This window comes from Yersinia sp. Marseille-Q5920 (assembly GCF_946902935.1).
GTDB classification, from domain to species: Bacteria; Pseudomonadota; Gammaproteobacteria; order Enterobacterales; family Enterobacteriaceae; genus Yersinia; species Yersinia rochesterensis.
The window spans coordinates 124,111-142,061 of sequence record NZ_CAMPQA010000011.1; the positions used below are offsets into that span (position 1 = coordinate 124,111).

Genomic DNA, 17,951 nt, shown 5'->3' on the forward strand with positions numbered 1-17,951 from the left:
TATTTTAATTGGTGATAATGCTTAATTTGGTGCCGATCGGCAGACAAAAAAAAGCCCCTCAATGAGGGGCCTTTCAGGATCGGTTTAGCAACGGGAGAAAGAACGGCAGTTGGCTGCCTGCTGGCAGTCTATTTTGTCGGCCATCAATAGGGCCATTTTCAACAAAACGACGATGTTTAGCAAAATCCAAGCAGCTTTTCATCATATCTCCCGGCAAATTGTGGCGAATTATACTCGCGTGGGATTTCTCTGCAAGGGGGAAAAGCCGCATTTTTTATGATTAGCAAACGATTACCCAGTACATTTTGATTTCAAATATCTTAAGTTGGGTAATGTTTGTTTAGATGTGATTTGTTCAGTGACTGGTTTGGTTGTTGACGCTGCGGATCATCTTTCGGTTGATAGTCGTTCAGTTATTACCTTACCTCAGCGGCCTCAACCGAGCAGGAGGGCAGGCCGGCCCTCCTGCACCTGCGGCTTGCGCGAAATATTACTGCTTTCGCAGTCTCCTCCGGCAGCCGCTGGCCTTATCGAGCCAGCGCGAGCCGTGCTTGAGCAGGAGGCGAATCACGGCGGTCCGTCAGCCGAAACGATGAGTGAGGGAACCCACGCAGTGGGCAGGCGATACGTGCAAAAGCGCGGGATTCCACAAGGGGGCCGCTGCCCCCTTTGGCGGTTGGTTCATCGGAGATTAAGTAGGCAATGAAGTTCTAACAACCGAACCGGATCACAAATCGAATATCAACTGAACCGCAAAATAAAAACTTAATCTTCATCAAATCCAGAATTAAATAACTCAATCACTGCCGCCAAAGCCTGTATCTCATCAGGCCCGGTCGCCTCAACCTCAATTTGGCGGCCTTTGGCGGAATCGAGCATCAGCAGTGCAATAACACTGCTGGCTTCGGCTTCGGTCCCACTGTCATTGCGTAACATCACTTCTGCATCAAAACTTTGGACCAGTTCGAACAATTTCATTGCGGGTCTGGCATGCATCCCCAACTTGTTTTTGATCTCAACTGTCTGTTTGACGGTCATTATTTACGCTTTTCCAGAGTACGATGACGTGATTGGACATTCTTCCCGCGAGCGCGGAAGTAATCGGCCAGTTGTTCCGCAACGTAGACTGAACGGTGCTTACCGCCAGTACACCCAATGGCAACCGTCAGATAACTGCGGTTATTGGTTTCCAGCATCGGCAACCACAGTTCCAGATAGCTGCGGGTCTGATAAATAAAGTTGTGCACTTCTGTATGGCGATCGAGGAAAGAAGCTACCGGCTTATCCAAACCTGTCATGGGGCGTAATTTCGGGTCCCAGTGCGGGTTTGGCAGGAAGCGTACGTCGAAGACATAATCTGCATCAATGGGAAGGCCGTGTTTAAAGCCGAAAGACTCAAACACCATGGTCAGCTCACGCTCACGTTTACCCAGTAGACGGGTGCGCAGCATCTCAGCCAACTCATGCACTGACATTTCAGAAGTATCAATAATCAAGTCGGCCCGTGAGCGCAAAGGCTCTAACAGGTCGCTTTCTTCATCAATAGCACTTTCTAATGACAGATTTTTGGTCGACAGCGGATGTAACCGACGGGTGTCACTATAGCGACGAATCAAGGTATTGCGATCAGCATCCAAAAACAGCAACTGCGGTGAAAAGCTGTCCGGCAGTTGGGTCATGGCATGTTCAAATACCTCAGGAGATTCAGGCATATTGCGCACGTCTATGCTCACTGCGGCAGAGATGTTCCTATCGGCGAGTGTACTCGCCAATTGCGGCAGCAGAACCACAGGCAAGTTATCGACGCAGTAGAAACCCATATCTTCCAATGCGCGCAAAGCAACAGACTTCCCTGAACCGGAACGGCCGCTGACAATCATCAGCACCATGTGAGTGACTCCCTCTATAGAACCCTATATTCCCGGCCACACAAGCCGGGCATAGCGAATAAAACGGATGTTTCCCAGTGAATTACGCTGTTTCTGGCGGTAATTCAGTCATGATTTGATAAAGCTCATCATCACTTTGCGCCGCCCGTAAACGACGACACACTGTTTTATCAGCTAATCGTTTGGCTACTAAAGACAAAGTGTGTAAGTGAGTTTTACATTGATCTGCTGGAACCAACAAGGCAAATAATAGATCAACCGGTTGATTATCAATAGCATCGAAAGCAATAGGTTGGTCCAAGCGGATAAATACACCTACAGCGCGCAGTGTATCTTCCTCCAGCTTGCCATGAGGTATCGCGATGCCACTACCAATGCCTGTACTGCCCATGCGTTCGCGGGTTAACACAGCATCGAAAACGATCTGTGACGGCAGGTTCAGCTGTTTGGCAGCTAACTCGCTGATAATTTCCAAAGCCCGTTTTTTACTTGAGCAATGTACGGAGCTTTTGGTGCACTCGATATTTAATACCGAGCTTAATTGCAATGCTGGATCGTTGATCATCTCATCTTTCACTTAAGCGCTGTTTTACGCCTGATGCCAGCGGAATATTCTTCTCTGCTGGCATCAGGTTGTGTAGCGAGTGTAGAACCTTTGCTGTGTACCGTCATACTTCAAGCTGCATGTGCTTTCCTGCAATTCGAATTATTTAAGGTAGATAACAGCAACAAGGGCCCCTAATGTTGTTTTAGCTTATCTTTATGTTTGTTCAACTGGCGAGCCAGTTTATCAACCAAAATATCAATTGCGGCGTACATATCCTCCTGCTCTGAGCTTGCGTGCAACTCACCCCCATTCACATGCACCGTTGCTTCTGCAATTTGTTTTACTTTTTCGACACTTAAAACCACATACACTTGGTTAATGCGATCAAAATATTGCTCTAGTTTGGCAAATTTAGTGGTAACAAACTCGCGTAATGCTTCGGTTATTTCGACATGATGTCCGGTAATATTGAGTTGCATAGTGTCTTCCTTCTCAGTTCAGGTCAAACCAACTGTTTCCGCTGGTTTGACGGCGGGATGGATAACGACTCTCGGTACTTCGCGACAGTACGCCGCGCCACCATAATGCCTTGTTCGCATAATAGCGTGGTCAGCTTACTGTCACTCAGTGGTTTGGCAGGATTTTCTGCCGCAACCAATTTTTTCACCAGTGCACGGATTGCAGTGGAAGAAGCTTCCCCCCCGCTTTCGGTATTGACGTGACTGGAGAAGAAATACTTCAGCTCGAAAATACCCCGAGGACTGTGCAGGAATTTCTGCGTGGTCACACGGGAAATTGTCGACTCATGCATATCCACGGCTTGGGCTATGTCTGCCAGTACCATGGGTTTCATAAATTCAGGCCCATTCTCAAAAAAGGCCACTTGCTGCTCTACGATGCAGCGCGCCACTTTTAACAGCGTCTCATTGCGGCTTTCAAGGCTTTTTATCAACCATTTTGCTTCTTGCAGATTGCTACGGATAAACTGCCCATCACTGTCATTACGGGTGCTGCTGCCCATTGCCGCGTACTGTTGGTTGATTTTCAGGCGTGGAATGCTATCGGCATTCAGCTCTACCGTCCAGTGTCCTTTGTCTTTACGCACCAGAACGTCCGGTATGACATACTCAGATTCCCCGGTATTGATGGACTGGCCAGGGCGCGGGTCCAGTGATTGAATCAGAGCAATGGCTTCTTTCAGTGTATCTTCTTTTAGCCGACTTAAACGGATCATCGTGCGGAAATCATGGTTGCCTAGCAAATCCAGATAATCACTAATAACCAAGCGCGCTTCGGCCAGATAAGGCGTGTCTTTAGCATATTGCGACAACTGCACCAATAGGCATTCCCGCAAGTTTCGCGCCGCGACACCAATGGGATCAAAGTGTTGTATCCGCTTAAGCACCGCCTCAACTTCATCCAACCCGACGTTTTCATCTCCCATACTTTCCAGAATGTCTTCCAGTGGCACAGTAAGATAACCGGTTTCATCAACCGCATCGACGATAGAAGTCGCAATCGCAGCATCAGTTTCAGAAAAGGGGGTCAAGTCCACTTGCCACATTAAATAGTCTTGTAGCGTTTGGGTGGTTTCCCCTTGATAGACCGGTAGCTCGTCGTCACTGTAATCATTACCCATACCGGATGGTGTGCCTGCGGTGTAAATTTCATCCCAGGTCGCATCCAGTGGTAACTCTTCCGGCATATCTTTTTGTTCCAGCGCTTCGCGGGTATCAAGCGCTTCACTGTCTACCGTTTCTTTTGCATCTATCTCTTCGTGAAGATCGGTTTGCTCAAGCAGGGGGTTACTCTCCAGCGCTAACTGAATCTCCTGCTGGAGCTCTAGCGTAGAAAGCTGCAACAGGCGAATAGCCTGCTGTAGCTGCGGAGTCATTGCCAGTTGTTGGCTGAACTTGAGTTGCAAACCTTGCTTCATAATGCAGTATCAATTTTCCTGGTGGCTAACAAAATCATCAACAGCGTTTCAGAATGAGAAAATTAAAGACGGAACTCTTCACCCAAATAAACACGTTTAACTTGTTCGTCAGCCAAAATTTCCTGTGGTGTTCCGTGAGCGATTAAACGCCCTTGGCTTACAATATAAGCCCGCTCACAAACGTCGAGTGTCTCGCGCACGTTATGGTCGGTAATCAGGACACCGAGGCCACTGTCGCGCAGGTGCTCAATTATTTTTTTGATATCAATAACAGAAATCGGGTCAACCCCAGCAAACGGCTCATCCAGCAGAATAAATTTAGGATTAGCTGCCAGCGCACGGGCGATTTCAACCCGGCGACGTTCACCGCCAGAAAGTGATTGGCCCAGACTGTCACGTAAATGAGTAATATGGAACTCTTCCATTAACTCATCAGCCCGCTCTTGGCGCTGCTCAGATGAGAGGTCTTTACGGATTTCCAGCACCGCCATCAGATTGTTAAAAACACTCAGGCGGCGGAAGATAGAAGCTTCTTGCGGTAAATAGCCAATTCCGCGCAGGGCGCGTTCATGCAAAGGCAAAAGGCTGATATCTTCGTCATCAATCACAATACGCCCGGCGTCACGCTGAACAATGCCGACGACCATATAAAAAGTGGTGGTCTTACCGGCACCGTTCGGCCCAAGTAAACCGACAATCTCACCGGACTTTACTTTCAAGCTGACGTCTTCGACCACTTTACGGCCTTTGTATGCCTTAGCCAGTTTTTCTGCGATTAATGTTGCCATAAATGATTAGTTACTCTTCTTTTGGCCTGAAGCTGCTGGCCCTTTATCTTGTAATTGGGACGGTAATAGCACGGTGGTGACGCGCTTGCCTTTATCACTGAAGGCTTCCATCTGCTGTTTTTTCACCAAATAAGTGATGCGATCACCTTTGATATTGCTATCAAGCTGCTCCAGATAGGCATCACCGGTCAACACGACAAAATCGTTAGCGACTTCGTAACGCAGTTTCTGTCCATGGCCTTTCACGGGCTTACCACTGTCTTGCATCTGATAGAAAGTGACCGGATTACCAAAACCTTCAATGACCATTTTGCTCTGATCACCACCCGGGCGGGTAACCACCACTTTATCAGCTTTAATCTCAATGGTGCCTTGCTTGATAATCACATTATCAGTAAATGTGATGGTATTCGCTGCCATATCTAGCGCTTGTTTGGCTGAGTCAACCTTGACGGGCTGCTCAGTATCACCCGTTAAAGCCAATGCTGGCAGACTGGCGGCCAAAAGTGAGCTGGCAAGCAAAAAATGACGAATTTTATTTTTGGATTTCATAAGAGGTTTTAACCTTTTCAATCAGCTCGGCGGTTTTATCCCGCAAGTTGCCACGCATTTTCATGCCGTTAGAGGTAAATCCAACACCAAAGAGGGTCACTTCATCATCAGAGGAGACATCCTGAGTGATCAAATTAACTTGGGCGTTATCAGTTTTAATTTTTTGTAACTGTGCGTCTGGGGTTAGGCTATCAACCTCAACATGACCATACAAATAAAGCATCTTATCATTGGTCAGCTTGGCACGGTCCGCACGTACTGACCACGTGGCGACGGCATTCTCATCAAACATTGTCATCACTGGCCGGGTAAACCAGGTCAGCTCTTGTTCGCTGAAATTCTGGACTTCTTCCGCCACCAGTTTATAACTCAACTGCCCAACTGGATTAAAAACCACGGTAACAGTATGTTGGCTTTGCGATGAGGGTTCCTGATCATTCGCCACATTTTGTCTACCTTGTTGATTAAAACCGGAAAAATTCCAGCCAATCAAAGCTAAGGCAATCAGTGCTAAGGATATTGTTATCCATAGTCTTGTTTTACTCATATCGACAATCCTTTAGCACCTTCGAGTTTACCTTGGGCTAATAATATCAAATCACATAACTCGCGTACTGCACCGCGCCCGCCCTTGATTTGCGTGACATAATCCGCTTTGGGAATGAGTAATGGATGGGCATCCGCCACGGCGACAGATAAGCCCACTTGCGCCATTACGGGCCAATCAATCAAATCATCACCAATATAAGCAACGTGCTCAGGCAGACATTTTAATGCGGCCAATAACTCATTATAGGCAACCAGCTTATCAGATTGCCCTTGATAAAGGTGGGTAATGCCTAAGGTGTTGGCACGGTCTTCCAGTAATTTAGCATTGCGGCCAGTGATAATTGCCACCTCAATACCCGAGGTTATCAGGCAGCGGATACCATAGCCATCCCGCACATTGAAAGCTTTCAGCTCTTCTCCCTGATTACCCATGTAAATCAGGCCATCGGACATGACACCATCAACATCACAGATCAATAAGCGAATGTTGGCTGCACGTTCCATAACGTTGCTAGCGACTGGGCCATAGCATGTGTCCAGATATACTGTGCTATCCATAATTTACCTTTTATTAAACAACACCGGCTCTCAGCATGTCATGCATATGCACCACACCCAGTAATTGGTCACCATCGGCCACTAATACCGCAGTAATATGACGTGATTCCATCAGGTTGAGCACATCTACTGCCAACAGGTTTGGACGCACCCGAATACCGCCTTTGGTCATCACATCCGCGATTTTCGCGTTATTTAAGTCAATGCCCATATCGAATACCCGGCGCAAATCCCCATCGGTAAAGATACCTTTAATCATCATCAAATCGTCACAGATTACGGTTAAACCCAGATTTTTCCGAGTAATCTCCAGTAATGCATCGCGTAATGAAGCATCAGGGCTGACGTGAGGAATCTCCGCACCGGTGTGCATAATATCGCTGATCCGCAATAATAATTTGCGCCCTAGTGCGCCGCCCGGATGGGAGAGAGCAAAATCTTCCTGAGTGAAGCCCCGCGCCTGCAGCAAAGCCACCGCGAGGGCATCACCCATCACTAATGTGGCGGTGGTGCTGGTGGTCGGGGCCAGCCCCAGTGGGCAAGCTTCTTGCGGCACCTTGATACACAAGTGAATGTCAGCCGCTTTGCCCATGGTGCTTTCTGGGTTGCTGCTCATGCAAATAAGCTGGATTTTCTGGCGTTTGAGGACGGGGATCAACGCCAGAATTTCGTTGGACTCCCCTGAGTTGGAGATGGCGAGCACGATATCTTGCGGCGTGATCATCCCCAAATCGCCATGACTGGCCTCGCCGGGATGGACAAAAAATGATGGGGTGCCGGTGCTGGCGAAAGTCGCAGCAATTTTGCACCCAATATGGCCAGATTTACCCATCCCCATAACGACCACTTTACCGTGGCAGTTAAATATAGCCTCGCAAGCTCGGGAAAAATCGTCATTAATGTATTGATCGAGTTGCGCCAATCCTTCGCGCTCAATCTGTAATACTTGTTTACCCGCCTGTTGAAAATCAACTTTTGGCTGCAAATCAGAAAAAGACATTCTTGGTTCCCGCTCAATGTTGGTAGGCAATATGGGTTAGGCCGCAGCCAAGGGCAGCCAAAATAGCACCGCCAGATACGCGATAAACCCGCATAATAACAGAGCGCCCGCCATATGGCCGATTCGATGTGTACGCCCCAGACAAAGCACAGTAAATATCACACTAACAGCGAGCATGACCCAATAATCTCGCTGAAAAGCCTCGGGGTTGATATCACCCGGAGACAGCAATGCGGGAACGCCTAACACAATGACAATATTAAAGATATTTGAACCGATGATATTGCCAACCGCCATATCATTTTCACCTTTTAACGCGCCGGCGATAAAGGTGGCCAGTTCAGGTAAGCTGGTGCCAATGGCAATGACGGTTAGCCCGATAACTAACTCACTAACACCGGCGACTCTGGCGATGACCGTGGCATTGTCGATAATCATTTTGGCTGACAGTGGCAAAATAATGAATGCCAGCACCAGCCATAATAATGCGACAGTATTACTGCTGTCTTGTGGTAGCTCAGCCAATTGCTCGCGGGTGAGAATATCATTTCCTTGCGAATGGGCCAGGCGTGCGATTTTTAGTATCAGAATAATAAAAGCCACGGCTGCCAATAGCAAAATAACACCATCTCCCCGGCTAAGATGATTATCAGCCAGCAGGAAACCACATAATATCGTTACGACTAACATCAAGGGCAATTCGCGGCGTACAATCTCTGAGCGCACGGTCAGCGGGCGTATTAGGGCGGCACCGCCCACTATCAGCAATAAATTGGTAATATTGGAGCCCAACACGTTCCCGACGGCCATATCTGTTTGGTTATTTAGAGCTGCGGTTACTGATACAATCAGTTCCGGCAGCGAAGTGCCAATGCCGACAATGGTCATCCCAATAATGAGTGGCGGGATACCGAAAGAGCGGGATAACACGGCAGCGCCATAAACTAATCTATCGGCACCGTACACCAATAAAACCAAGCCAATGATTAATAGTGTTATCGCAAGAAACATGCAGAGTCCTTTTTTCGATATAATCCTGAACCATTGGCAGAAGTTGGCTGTCGGTAAATGTGAGTCGATAGGCAACAATGACTAAAAATACATTTTTTATGTTTTTTTTACTTACCCCCTAATTTTGACTGTGAGTGCCAGAAAAGTAAAACGTATGGCAACTTTGGCTACGAAAAAACGTCAATAAGTTGCCAGAATACTTCTCAATTGCGCTCGCTAGCGCCATTTGCTGTAACATTGGCGGTATACTCGTCAGACTTCAAGCTGCGTGTGCGTTGGCTGCTTTCGTTCACCCCAGTCACTTACTTGTGTAAGCTCCTGGGGATTTACTCAGGTTGCCGCCTTCCTGCAACTCGAATTATTTAGAGTATAAATGAGTCATAAAAGGCCTAAGGGACGAATGATAATGAACCAATTGGCGTCGAATTTGATAGAGATCCGTGGGATGAGTTTTACCCGTGGTGAGCGCCCGATATTCGCCGATATCAACATGACAGTCCCGCGCGGCAAGGTTACGGCGATTATGGGGCCTTCGGGGATTGGTAAAACCACTCTGTTGCGCTTGATTGGCGGGCAACTGGCACCCGATACCGGTGAAATCTGGTTTGATGGTGATAATATTCCGGCTCTTTCTCGTCAGCGTTTGTATGATGTGCGCAAGAAAATGAGCATGTTGTTTCAATCGGGTGCGTTATTCACCGATTTAACAGTATTTGAGAATGTGGCTTTCCCATTACGTGAACATAGCCGTTTACCTGAAGAACTGCTGCATAGCACGGTGATGATGAAGTTAGAGGCCGTAGGGTTGCGTGGTGCGGCTAACTTAATGCCCGCTGAGCTTTCTGGCGGTATGGCGCGCCGCGCGGCACTGGCGCGGGCAATCGCCCTTGATCCCGAATTGATTATGTTCGATGAGCCTTTTGTTGGTCAGGACCCTATCACCATGGGCGTACTGGTAAAACTGATTGATGAGCTGAATCATGCACTGGGGGTCACCTGCGTGGTGGTTTCCCACGATGTACCGGAAGTGCTGAGTATTGCTGATTATGCTTATATTGTTGCCGATCAGCATGTGATTGCTGAAGGAACACCTGAGCAACTACAAGCCAATGACGATAAGCGGGTGCGTCAGTTCCTCGATGGTATTGCCGACGGGCCGGTGCCTTTCCGTTTCCCGGCGGGCGATTATAAAACTGAGCTGTTAGGTTAATGGATGGAGTATTCATGTTAGTACAGGCATTGGCGTCTTTAGGCCGCCGGGGCATTAATGTCTGCGCATCCTTTGGTCGCGCGGGTTTAATGCTGTTTAATGCGCTGGTTGGGCGGCCTGAACCGCGAAAACAGTGGCCATTATTGGTCAAGCAACTGTATAGCGTTGGGGTGCAATCCTTACTGATTATCGTGGTTTCCGGCCTATTTATCGGTATGGTTTTGGGCTTGCAGGGCTTTTTAATCCTCACCACATACAGCGCAGAAGCCAGCCTCGGGATGATGGTTTCTTTATCATTACTGCGAGAATTGGGGCCTGTAGTGACGGCGCTGCTGTTTGCTGGCCGTGCCGGTTCTGCCCTGACGGCAGAGATTGGCCTAATGAAAGCGACTGAACAGATTTCTAGTTTGGAAATGATGGCGATTGACCCTCTAAGACGAGTGGTTGCTCCTCGGTTCTGGGCTGGGCTTATCAGTATGCCATTATTGACGGCTATTTTTGTCGCGGTGGGCATCTGGGGTGGCTCCGTGGTTGGTGTTGACTGGAAGGGGATTGATAGCGGTTTCTTCTGGTCTGCAATGCAAAGTGCCGTCGAATGGCGCACAGATTTACTGAATTGCCTGATTAAGAGCCTGGTATTTGCCATTACCGTGACTTGGATTGCGCTGTTCAATGGGTATGATGCGATCCCAACATCTGAGGGGATTAGCCGGGCAACGACCCGTACTGTGGTGCATTCATCACTGGCGGTATTGGGATTAGATTTTGTGCTGACAGCACTGATGTTTGGGAACTGAGTCGATGCAAACGAAGAAAAGTGAAATCTGGGTAGGGGCGTTTATACTGATTGCTATTCTGGCGGTCGTATTCCTCTGCTTGAAAGTGGCAGATATCAAATCAGTGGGTAATCAGCCGACATATCGGATTTATGCTAATTTTGACAATATTGGTGGCCTGAAAAACAATTCGCCAGTCAAAATTGGTGGGGTTGTGGTTGGCCGAGTGGCTGATATTACGCTGGACACCAAAAATTACAGCCCCCTTGTGGCGATAGATATCCAGCAGCGCTATAACCATATCCCGGACACCAGTTCCCTGGCGGTGCGCACTTCCGGTTTATTGGGCGAACAGTTCCTGGCGCTTAACGTCGGTTTTGAAGACCCGGATATGGGCACCAGTATTTTGAAAGATGGCGGCGTCATCCAAGACACTAAATCTGCTTTGGTTCTGGAAGACCTTATCGGTCAGTTCTTGTACAAAAGTGGCGGTGATGGTAATTCTGATGCACCAGCCAGTGAACCGGCTGCGGCACCTGCGGCAGCAAATGGCAGCTTGCCAGCAACTCAACATCCTTAAGAGGGTATCGAATGTTTAAACGTTTACTTATGGTCGCGTTGTTGGTGGTAGCCCCATTGGCTAATGCCGTCGATCAAACTAACCCATACCGTCTGATGGATGAAGCTGCGCAAAGAACCTTTACGCGCCTGAAAAATGAACAAGCTAACATTAAGCAAAATCCCGAATATTTACGCACTATTGTCCGCGAAGAATTATTGCCATTTGTTCAGATTAAATATGCAGGTGCATTGGTGCTGGGCAGCTATTACAAAGCCGCCACTCCGGCACAGCGTGAAGCTTACTTCAATGCATTCAGTCAATATCTGGAACAGGCATATGGCCAAGCATTGGCGCTATATCACGGCCAAACTTACGATGTCGCACCAGATCAGCCATTGGGTGATGCCAATATCGTCGCCATTCGCGTGACCATCCTTGACCCTAATGGCCGCCCACCGGTACGTTTAGATTTCCAGTGGCGGAAAAACAGCCAAACCGGCAATTGGCAGGCGTATGACATGATAGCCGAAGGGGTTAGCATGATCAGCACCAAGCAAAATGAGTGGGCCTCTATTTTGCGTCAAAAAGGTGTTGATGGCCTGACCCAACAGTTGCTCATTGCAGCGAAACAGCCAATAACCTTAGATAAGTAGTGATTATGGCGGATGAACTGAAATGGCAGTCACAACAGGAAACACTGATACTGCAAGGTGAATTGGATCGCGCAACGCTGTTACCCCTATGGCAACAGCGAGAAGCATTGTTGGCCGATAAGACGCGCATTGATGTCAGCCAATTACAGCGTGTTGATTCCTCCGGTCTGGCGCTGTTGGTTCACTTTCGTGAACTGCGCGGCAAGCAGGGTGTCTCATTAGCGATTACCGGTGTCAGCGATCGCTTGTCTACCTTGATTGAACTGTATAATTTGCGGGAAGTCATCCCGGTAGAAACAGTTATCTCGGTAAAAACGGCCAGTATCTAGCGATTAGAATTATGTTAGTGGCCTTTTGTGTCGCCTATTGCTAAAGCAAAAAGCTAAAGTTTTTAAGCCCCTGAGCGTAATAACGAAACAGGGGCTTTTCTTTAGTTTCAGAGAAAGCCGTATTCTACTAATATGTTCAACTGATTACGATCCTCTTAAAATAGAATGAATCTTATGGATACTAACGAAATTAAAGACGTGCTGATGCAAGCATTGGCATTACAAGAAGCGCATGTTACCGGTGATGGTAGCCACTTTCAGGTGATTGCTGTGGGTGAGTTATTTGCCGATATGAGTCGAGTGAAAAAGCAGCAGGCAGTGTATGCGCCGCTGATGGAATATATTGCTGATAACCGCATTCATGCCTTATCCATTAAGGCCTATACGCCGCAAGAGTGGCAGCGGGATCGCAAACTAAACGGTTTTTGATGCTGTTGGCTTCTGAATTGCCTACAGGTTTGTCAGGCAGTTTCTTAAGCGGGCAGTGAATTCGAATTTGCCGATCAGTATTTTGACAACGATCAGTATTTTGACAACCAGTATTTTGACAACAAAGAGTGGTCACAATGGATAAGTTTCGTGTGCAGGGGCGGACTCGCCTAAGCGGTGAAGTCACCATTTCCGGAGCGAAAAACGCAGCATTGCCGATAATGTTCGCGGCGTTATTGGCAGAAGACCCGGTCGAGTTGCAAAATGTCCCAAAGCTAAAAGACATTGATACCACTATTAAATTGTTGAGCCAATTAGGCACCAAAATCGAACGTGATGCTTCCGGCTCCGTTTTTGTTGATGCCAGTGGTGTGGATGAGTTTTGTGCACCTTATGATTTGGTTAAAACCATGCGCGCCTCGATCTGGGCTTTGGGGCCACTGGTTGCTCGCTTTGGTAAAGGGCAGGTTTCTTTACCGGGCGGTTGTGCTATCGGTGCGCGTCCGGTCGATTTGCATATCACCGGTTTGGAACAGTTGGGTGCTGAAATCAAGCTGGAAGAAGGTTACGTTAAAGCTTCCGTCAATGGCCGCCTGAAAGGCGCGCATATCGTGATGGATAAAGTCAGCGTTGGCGCAACAGTGACCATTATGAGTGCAGCAACCTTGGCTGAGGGGACTACAGTCATTGAAAACGCCGCTCGCGAACCAGAAATTGTCGATACAGCGAATTTCCTGAATACGCTGGGCGCTAAAATCACTGGCGCAGGTACTGACCGCATAACCATTGAGGGTGTAGCTCGCTTGGGTGGCGGTGTTTACCGAGTGCTGCCTGACCGTATTGAAACCGGGACTTTCCTGGTTGCAGCGGCTATCTCTGGCGGTAAAGTGGTTTGTCGTCAGACTCGTCCAGATACACTGGATGCAGTATTGGCTAAGCTGCGTGAAGCGGGTGCTGATATTGAAATCGGCGAGGACTGGATAAGCCTGGATATGCATGGCAAACGGCCTAAAGCCATTACCTTGCGGACTGCGCCACACCCTGGTTTCCCAACAGATATGCAGGCTCAGTTCAGTTTATTGAACTTGGTTGCAGAAGGAACCGGTGTTATCACCGAAACAATTTTTGAAAATCGTTTTATGCATGTGCCAGAGCTTATCCGTATGGGCGCACATGCAGAAATCGAGAGCAATACTGTGATTTGCTATGGTGTTGAGCAGTTGTCTGGTGCTCAGGTCATGGCAACCGATTTGCGTGCTTCTGCTAGCTTGGTATTAGCGGGCTGTGTCGCTGATGGGGTGACCATTGTTGACCGTATTTATCATATCGATCGTGGTTACGAAGGTATCGAAGATAAATTACGTGCGTTAGGTGCCAATATTGAGCGTATAAAAGGCGAATAGACTTTTTCAAAAAAACGCTTTTTCTAACCGCCCTATAAAAAATGCCAGCCGGTGAGTGACATCAGGCTGGCATTTTTTTGCGATTTTTTTTGCAATTAATACATCCGATTAGGATATACAGCCCCTATGACAACGGCGCTGGCTGCTGTTCAAGCAGCTCATTTTGATCCAATTCGGTAATAGTAATTTGTGCCGTGATTTGCTGACCATTGCGTAATAATAAGACCGGAATTGTGGTTCCAGGACGAATTTCTGCCACCTGATCCATGGTTTCTATCACGGACGTCGCAGGCTTATTATTAACGCTTAGAATAATATCACCCACTTGCAAGTTAGCATTCGCCGCCGGGCCATTTGGCGATATCTTATTCACCTTAATGCCATGTATTCGGTCGCCATTATTACCGCTAGCATTGAATGGCGGATACTCCTCGCCGGTAATGCCAATATAGCCACGGATCACCCGCCCATCGCGAATCAATTTTTCCATCACTTTGGTGGCAAGTGCGGTTGGAATAGCAAAACCGATGCCTTCCGGGGTTTCCCCATTGCTACTTTTATCAAATGAAAGTGTGTTGATCCCCACCAACTCGCCAAGCGTATTGACCAGCGCTCCCCCGGAATTACCCTGATTAATGGAGGCATCTGTTTGGAGGAAATTCTGTCGGCCAGAAGAACTCAAACCTATACGCCCGGTGGCACTGATAATCCCCTGAGTGACGGTTTGACCAAGATTATAGGGATTGCCAATAGCCAGCACGACATCACCAATATGTGGTGTCCGGTTAATATTAATCGGAATAACCTGTAGGTTGACGGCATCAATTTTCAACACGGCTAAATCAGTCAGATTATCTGAACCGACCAACAAGGCTTCTGAGATACGGCCATTTTGTAATGCAACAATGATTTGTTCTGCATTATTGATGACGTGTTTATTCGTCAGGATATAACCCTTATCATTCATGATCACGCCAGAACCTAAGGTTCGAATGGCTAATCCTTCCTGATTAGGGCTTAGGCTACGGTTATAAACATTAACAACGGCAGGGGCAGCCCTGCGCACAGCTTGGTTATAACTGACCGGGGCCTCTTCATCTACGCTATCACCATTGCCCGAAAAAAAGTGGCCGGGGCTGCGGAGCATAGGTATTGCGACCAGCAAGATACCGGCAACAATTAGCCCCAAAATAATAGAACGCAATAGCTTAAGAAACATGAAGTTTAAGGCATGAATGAATAGGTAACGGGAGAATAGCATGAGTTTGGCGGACACAGCATTGTGCTGTGTCCGATTTTTCAGCAAATTAGCGGATTAACAGATAAATATTCTCTTCACCGCGAACGATATTCAGTGCAATTACAGCAGGTTTCGCTTCAATAGCTTTGCGTAACTCGGCGATATCTTTCACTCGCACACGGTTTACGGCAATAATCACATCGTCTTTCTGCAAGCCCGATTGCGCTGCCGGTGAGCCTTTGGTTACGTTCTCAACTTTGACACCCTTGCTGCCACCTTTGATTTCGCCATTGCTCAGTGATGCGCCTTGCAATGAAGGTGATAAGGTATCTGCACTGGTCGATGTTGGGCTGCTGTTCTCCAACGTTACAGCCACTTCAAGCGGTTTGCCATCACGCAATAAACCGACTTTAACGGTTTTGCCCGGCCCGGTGGTGCCTACTTTGGCGCGTAACTCAGCAAAGCTGCTAATGGGTTTGCCATCCACGGAAACTAACACGTCGCCTGCTTTGATACCGGCTTTAGAGGCCGCTGATTTTGGCAGCACTTCACTGACAAAAGCACCGCGCTGCGCATCAATATTAAAGGCTTTCGCCATATCAGCGGTCATTTCGCTGCCACGAATACCCAACAGGCCGCGTTTCACTTCGCCAAATTCAATTAACTGTTGGCTGAGGTTTTGCGCCATATTACTTGGAATGGCAAAGCCGATACCGATGTTACCGCCCCCCGGTGCCAGAATTGCGGTGTTAATCCCAATCAATTCGCCATTCAGGTTGACCAGCGCACCACCCGAGTTGCCTCGGTTGATAGAGGCGTCGGTCTGGATAAAGTTTTCTAACCCTTCCAGATTCAAACCACTGCGGCCAAGTGCGGAAATGATACCGGAGGTCGCGGTCTGGCCGAGGCCAAATGGGTTGCCCACAGCGACGGCAAAATCACCGACTCGCAGGTTATCGGAATCTGCAATTTTAATCGCCGTCAGATTTTTGGCGTCAGTTATCTGCAATAAAGCGATATCAGTTTGTTCATCACGGCCCAGCAATTTGGCATCATATTCACGGCCATCATTGAGCTGAACACGAATTTTATCCGCGTTATTGATCACGTGGTTATTGGTCAGCACATAACCTTTTTCCGCGTTAATGATGACGCCAGATCCCAGCCCTTCAAATGGGCGGTTACTCTCTTTGCCGGTTGGCGCATTTGGGCCAAAGAAGAATTTGAATTCTTCCGGCAAACGTTGCTGTTGTACCTGTGTGCCAGAGACATGGACGCTGACGACCGCGGGCAACACTTTCTCCAGCATAGGTGCCAAACTTGGGACTGATTGCCCGGCAACGGCCGCCGGAAGAGCTGCTGCGTTTACCATAGGAACAGATGCGAGACCTAAGCCGACACTCATTGCCAGCGCACTAAGAAATAATGACTTTTTCTTCATTGATTTAAACTCTCTCAATACCTAACGGTGAATGAATAGGGTAGATGGCTACTACAGGCCCGGTGTAAATTCAGACTCTGAATGAGCTAAAAAATTCACTTATTTCAAAAGGCTATTGCTGTTCTAAAAATAAGCACCCTAAGATGTCACTTGATATAGGGGTTAGCGTAAAGCAATTCAAGGAGAGGTAGGTATAGAAGTGTAAATGTGCTGACCGCGGCGATGTGCGCCGCAGTCAGCTTGATATGCCCGTCATACTTCAAGCTGCATGTGCGTTGGTTAAACTCAATAACCCGAATCACTTACGACAGTAAGCTTATCGGAGTTAATGAGCCTCATCCCTGAGACTCACCCAGCGGGCAGCATAAATGCTGTTCAAATCGCTTCCCGACCGATTTGTATCTCGCTTGCCGCCTTCCTGCAACTCGAATTATTTAGGGCATAGATAGAAGTTTAGCTTAGTCCCGGGTCTGATGTTCCGGACGCAGTAAACCGGATGCCCCTTCGGAGTAGTCACGAGGTGGCATTTTGACCGGTGCCTGATCATTATCTGCTTCAGATTCTGTCAGACGGTAGCGGAACGGATTATCTTGCATTGGCAAGTCTGGCAACAAGTTATTGGAGCTTTTCGCCATATGCTGATAAAGCTGGCGATAGTCGCGAGCCATGTTATCGAGCAACTCGGCACTGCGGGCAAAATGCCCAACCAGTTCCTGACGATATTCTTCCAGATCTGATTTACTTTTCTCCAGCTCATTTTGCAGCACTTGCTGCTGACGCAATTTACGATTGCCAAAGCGCATAGCCACCGCGCCAATCACAATACCAACAACCAACCCAATAAGCGCATACTCCCAGGTCATAATGACTCCTTTTTTGACTTCATTGTTCAGCAGGGCTTTTTCACTTAATAATACCCACTATAACCGTTAACCTTGTCTGAGTGGAATCCTGATGCAACATTGCCTATGGTTATCAGGCTTTTTCCGCAGTAGCAGAGTCGGTAAATGCTGCGATTACCCGATAAATCAGCAAGAAAGTACCGCGAAAAGTAGATAACTATTTTATCAGAGATTAT

General features: G+C 47.9%; 21 protein-coding genes. 7 read left to right on the plus strand and 14 right to left on the minus strand.

Annotated features, from left to right (window positions below; translation table 11 throughout):
- Nucleotides 1-765: 765 nt before the first annotated feature.
- The 11 genes from npr to OVO64_RS15835 form a co-directional block, all read right to left on the minus strand.
- Nucleotides 766-1,038, minus strand: coding sequence for a PTS phosphocarrier protein NPr (npr, locus tag OVO64_RS15785; RefSeq protein ID WP_005162489.1), 273 nt, complete (start codon nucleotides 1,036-1,038; stop codon nucleotides 766-768).
- Complete coding sequence (gene rapZ, locus OVO64_RS15790; RefSeq protein WP_004392034.1) at nucleotides 1,038-1,889, minus strand: RNase adapter RapZ; 852 nt, start codon at nucleotides 1,887-1,889, stop codon at nucleotides 1,038-1,040. The genes npr and rapZ overlap by 1 nt, the downstream gene beginning before the upstream one ends.
- An 82-nt stretch (nucleotides 1,890-1,971) precedes the next feature.
- The gene (ptsN, locus tag OVO64_RS15795; RefSeq protein WP_032820610.1) at nucleotides 1,972-2,454 is read right to left on the minus strand and encodes a PTS IIA-like nitrogen regulatory protein PtsN; all 483 of its coding nucleotides are present in this window, start codon (nucleotides 2,452-2,454) and stop codon (nucleotides 1,972-1,974) included.
- Nucleotides 2,455-2,627: 173 nt separating this feature from the next.
- Nucleotides 2,628-2,915, minus strand: a complete 288-nt coding sequence (hpf, locus tag OVO64_RS15800) for a ribosome hibernation promoting factor (protein ID WP_004392031.1) — start codon at nucleotides 2,913-2,915, stop codon at nucleotides 2,628-2,630.
- A gap of 23 nt (nucleotides 2,916-2,938) precedes the next feature.
- Nucleotides 2,939-4,372 carry an RNA polymerase factor sigma-54 gene (rpoN, locus tag OVO64_RS15805; RefSeq protein WP_145509835.1) on the minus strand — a complete coding sequence of 478 codons (1,434 nt, stop codon included), beginning with the start codon at nucleotides 4,370-4,372 and terminating at the stop codon, nucleotides 2,939-2,941.
- A 62-nt stretch (nucleotides 4,373-4,434) separates the two neighbouring features.
- The gene (gene lptB, locus OVO64_RS15810; RefSeq protein WP_038638724.1) at nucleotides 4,435-5,160 is read right to left on the minus strand and encodes an LPS export ABC transporter ATP-binding protein; all 726 of its coding nucleotides are present in this window, start codon (nucleotides 5,158-5,160) and stop codon (nucleotides 4,435-4,437) included.
- 6 nt (nucleotides 5,161-5,166) lie between these two features.
- Nucleotides 5,167-5,712, minus strand: coding sequence for a lipopolysaccharide ABC transporter substrate-binding protein LptA (lptA, locus tag OVO64_RS15815; protein WP_038638727.1), 546 nt, complete (start codon nucleotides 5,710-5,712; stop codon nucleotides 5,167-5,169).
- A complete protein-coding gene (gene lptC, locus OVO64_RS15820) occupies nucleotides 5,696-6,259 on the minus strand; it encodes an LPS export ABC transporter periplasmic protein LptC (protein WP_038638730.1) in 564 nt (187 codons plus the stop codon). Before lptC ends, lptA begins: the two co-directional genes overlap by 17 nt.
- Entirely contained in the window at nucleotides 6,256-6,819 is a 564-nt protein-coding gene (gene kdsC, locus OVO64_RS15825; RefSeq protein ID WP_038638733.1) for a 3-deoxy-manno-octulosonate-8-phosphatase KdsC, read from the minus strand. Before kdsC ends, lptC begins: the two co-directional genes overlap by 4 nt.
- Nucleotides 6,820-6,832: 13 nt before the next feature.
- Complete coding sequence (gene kdsD / locus OVO64_RS15830) at nucleotides 6,833-7,819, minus strand: arabinose-5-phosphate isomerase KdsD (protein ID WP_038638736.1); 987 nt, start codon at nucleotides 7,817-7,819, stop codon at nucleotides 6,833-6,835.
- A gap of 36 nt (nucleotides 7,820-7,855) precedes the next feature.
- On the minus strand, nucleotides 7,856-8,830 hold the full coding sequence (locus OVO64_RS15835) for a calcium/sodium antiporter (protein WP_038638739.1): 975 nt from the start codon (nucleotides 8,828-8,830) through the stop codon (nucleotides 7,856-7,858).
- 406 nt (nucleotides 8,831-9,236) lie between these two features.
- Here OVO64_RS15835 and mlaF point away from each other — a divergent pair, with 406 nt between their 5' ends.
- The 7 genes from mlaF to murA all read left to right on the plus strand — a co-directional run bounded on the left by mlaF (nucleotide 9,237) and on the right by murA (nucleotide 14,192).
- The gene (gene mlaF, locus OVO64_RS15840; protein WP_050112200.1) at nucleotides 9,237-10,040 is read left to right on the plus strand and encodes a phospholipid ABC transporter ATP-binding protein MlaF; all 804 of its coding nucleotides are present in this window, start codon (nucleotides 9,237-9,239) and stop codon (nucleotides 10,038-10,040) included.
- Nucleotides 10,041-10,054: 14 nt separating this feature from the next.
- Nucleotides 10,055-10,837 (plus strand): lipid asymmetry maintenance ABC transporter permease subunit MlaE, encoded by a 783-nt coding sequence (gene mlaE / locus OVO64_RS15845; RefSeq protein ID WP_038638744.1) that lies wholly within the window; start codon nucleotides 10,055-10,057, stop codon nucleotides 10,835-10,837.
- A 4-nt stretch (nucleotides 10,838-10,841) separates the two neighbouring features.
- A complete protein-coding gene (mlaD, locus tag OVO64_RS15850) occupies nucleotides 10,842-11,396 on the plus strand; it encodes an outer membrane lipid asymmetry maintenance protein MlaD (RefSeq protein WP_050292042.1) in 555 nt (184 codons plus the stop codon).
- An 11-nt stretch (nucleotides 11,397-11,407) separates the two neighbouring features.
- Nucleotides 11,408-12,031: a phospholipid-binding protein MlaC gene (gene mlaC / locus OVO64_RS15855; protein ID WP_038638750.1), complete on the plus strand. Its 624-nt coding sequence runs from the start codon at nucleotides 11,408-11,410 to the stop codon at nucleotides 12,029-12,031.
- A 5-nt stretch (nucleotides 12,032-12,036) separates the two neighbouring features.
- Complete coding sequence (gene mlaB / locus OVO64_RS15860; RefSeq protein ID WP_038640008.1) at nucleotides 12,037-12,360, plus strand: lipid asymmetry maintenance protein MlaB; 324 nt, start codon at nucleotides 12,037-12,039, stop codon at nucleotides 12,358-12,360.
- Nucleotides 12,361-12,534: 174 nt separating this feature from the next.
- Nucleotides 12,535-12,789, plus strand: coding sequence for a BolA family iron metabolism protein IbaG (gene ibaG, locus OVO64_RS15865; RefSeq protein ID WP_004710915.1), 255 nt, complete (start codon nucleotides 12,535-12,537; stop codon nucleotides 12,787-12,789).
- A gap of 137 nt (nucleotides 12,790-12,926) precedes the next feature.
- Nucleotides 12,927-14,192: a UDP-N-acetylglucosamine 1-carboxyvinyltransferase gene (gene murA, locus OVO64_RS15870; RefSeq protein ID WP_038638756.1), complete on the plus strand. Its 1,266-nt coding sequence runs from the start codon at nucleotides 12,927-12,929 to the stop codon at nucleotides 14,190-14,192.
- 124 nt (nucleotides 14,193-14,316) lie between these two features.
- On the opposite strand, the gene degS is transcribed toward murA, so the two are convergent.
- The 3 genes from degS to zapG form a co-directional block, all read right to left on the minus strand.
- Nucleotides 14,317-15,411, minus strand: a complete 1,095-nt coding sequence (degS, locus tag OVO64_RS15875) for an outer membrane-stress sensor serine endopeptidase DegS (protein ID WP_038640010.1) — start codon at nucleotides 15,409-15,411, stop codon at nucleotides 14,317-14,319.
- Between the two features lie 88 nt (nucleotides 15,412-15,499).
- Complete coding sequence (degQ, locus tag OVO64_RS15880; protein WP_038638759.1) at nucleotides 15,500-16,873, minus strand: serine endoprotease DegQ; 1,374 nt, start codon at nucleotides 16,871-16,873, stop codon at nucleotides 15,500-15,502.
- 458 nt (nucleotides 16,874-17,331) lie between these two features.
- Nucleotides 17,332-17,736: a Z-ring associated protein ZapG gene (gene zapG, locus OVO64_RS15885; protein ID WP_004392014.1), complete on the minus strand. Its 405-nt coding sequence runs from the start codon at nucleotides 17,734-17,736 to the stop codon at nucleotides 17,332-17,334.
- Nucleotides 17,737-17,951 lie beyond the last annotated feature (215 nt).

Bases quoted from the DNA above. Each gene is read 5' to 3' on its own strand.
- npr (WP_005162489.1), bottom strand. From the start codon at position 1,038: ATGACCGTCAAACAGACAGTTGAGATCAAAAACAAGTTGGGGATGCAT.
- rapZ (WP_004392034.1), bottom strand. From the start codon at position 1,889: ATGGTGCTGATGATTGTCAGCGGCCGTTCCGGTTCAGGGAAGTCTGTT.
- ptsN (WP_032820610.1), bottom strand. From the start codon at position 2,454: ATGATCAACGATCCAGCATTGCAATTAAGCTCGGTATTAAATATCGAG.
- hpf (WP_004392031.1), bottom strand. From the start codon at position 2,915: ATGCAACTCAATATTACCGGACATCATGTCGAAATAACCGAAGCATTA.
- rpoN (WP_145509835.1), bottom strand. From the start codon at position 4,372: ATGAAGCAAGGTTTGCAACTCAAGTTCAGCCAACAACTGGCAATGACT.
- lptB (WP_038638724.1), bottom strand. From the start codon at position 5,160: ATGGCAACATTAATCGCAGAAAAACTGGCTAAGGCATACAAAGGCCGT.
- lptA (WP_038638727.1), bottom strand. From the start codon at position 5,712: ATGAAATCCAAAAATAAAATTCGTCATTTTTTGCTTGCCAGCTCACTT.
- lptC (WP_038638730.1), bottom strand. From the start codon at position 6,259: ATGAGTAAAACAAGACTATGGATAACAATATCCTTAGCACTGATTGCC.
- kdsC (WP_038638733.1), bottom strand. From the start codon at position 6,819: ATGGATAGCACAGTATATCTGGACACATGCTATGGCCCAGTCGCTAGC.
- kdsD (WP_038638736.1), bottom strand. From the start codon at position 7,819: ATGTCTTTTTCTGATTTGCAGCCAAAAGTTGATTTTCAACAGGCGGGT.
- OVO64_RS15835 (WP_038638739.1), bottom strand. From the start codon at position 8,830: ATGTTTCTTGCGATAACACTATTAATCATTGGCTTGGTTTTATTGGTG.
- mlaF (WP_050112200.1), top strand. From the start codon at position 9,237: ATGAACCAATTGGCGTCGAATTTGATAGAGATCCGTGGGATGAGTTTT.
- mlaE (WP_038638744.1), top strand. From the start codon at position 10,055: ATGTTAGTACAGGCATTGGCGTCTTTAGGCCGCCGGGGCATTAATGTC.
- mlaD (WP_050292042.1), top strand. From the start codon at position 10,842: ATGCAAACGAAGAAAAGTGAAATCTGGGTAGGGGCGTTTATACTGATT.
- mlaC (WP_038638750.1), top strand. From the start codon at position 11,408: ATGTTTAAACGTTTACTTATGGTCGCGTTGTTGGTGGTAGCCCCATTG.
- mlaB (WP_038640008.1), top strand. From the start codon at position 12,037: ATGGCGGATGAACTGAAATGGCAGTCACAACAGGAAACACTGATACTG.
- ibaG (WP_004710915.1), top strand. From the start codon at position 12,535: ATGGATACTAACGAAATTAAAGACGTGCTGATGCAAGCATTGGCATTA.
- murA (WP_038638756.1), top strand. From the start codon at position 12,927: ATGGATAAGTTTCGTGTGCAGGGGCGGACTCGCCTAAGCGGTGAAGTC.
- degS (WP_038640010.1), bottom strand. From the start codon at position 15,411: ATGTTTCTTAAGCTATTGCGTTCTATTATTTTGGGGCTAATTGTTGCC.
- degQ (WP_038638759.1), bottom strand. From the start codon at position 16,873: ATGAAGAAAAAGTCATTATTTCTTAGTGCGCTGGCAATGAGTGTCGGC.
- zapG (WP_004392014.1), bottom strand. From the start codon at position 17,736: ATGACCTGGGAGTATGCGCTTATTGGGTTGGTTGTTGGTATTGTGATT.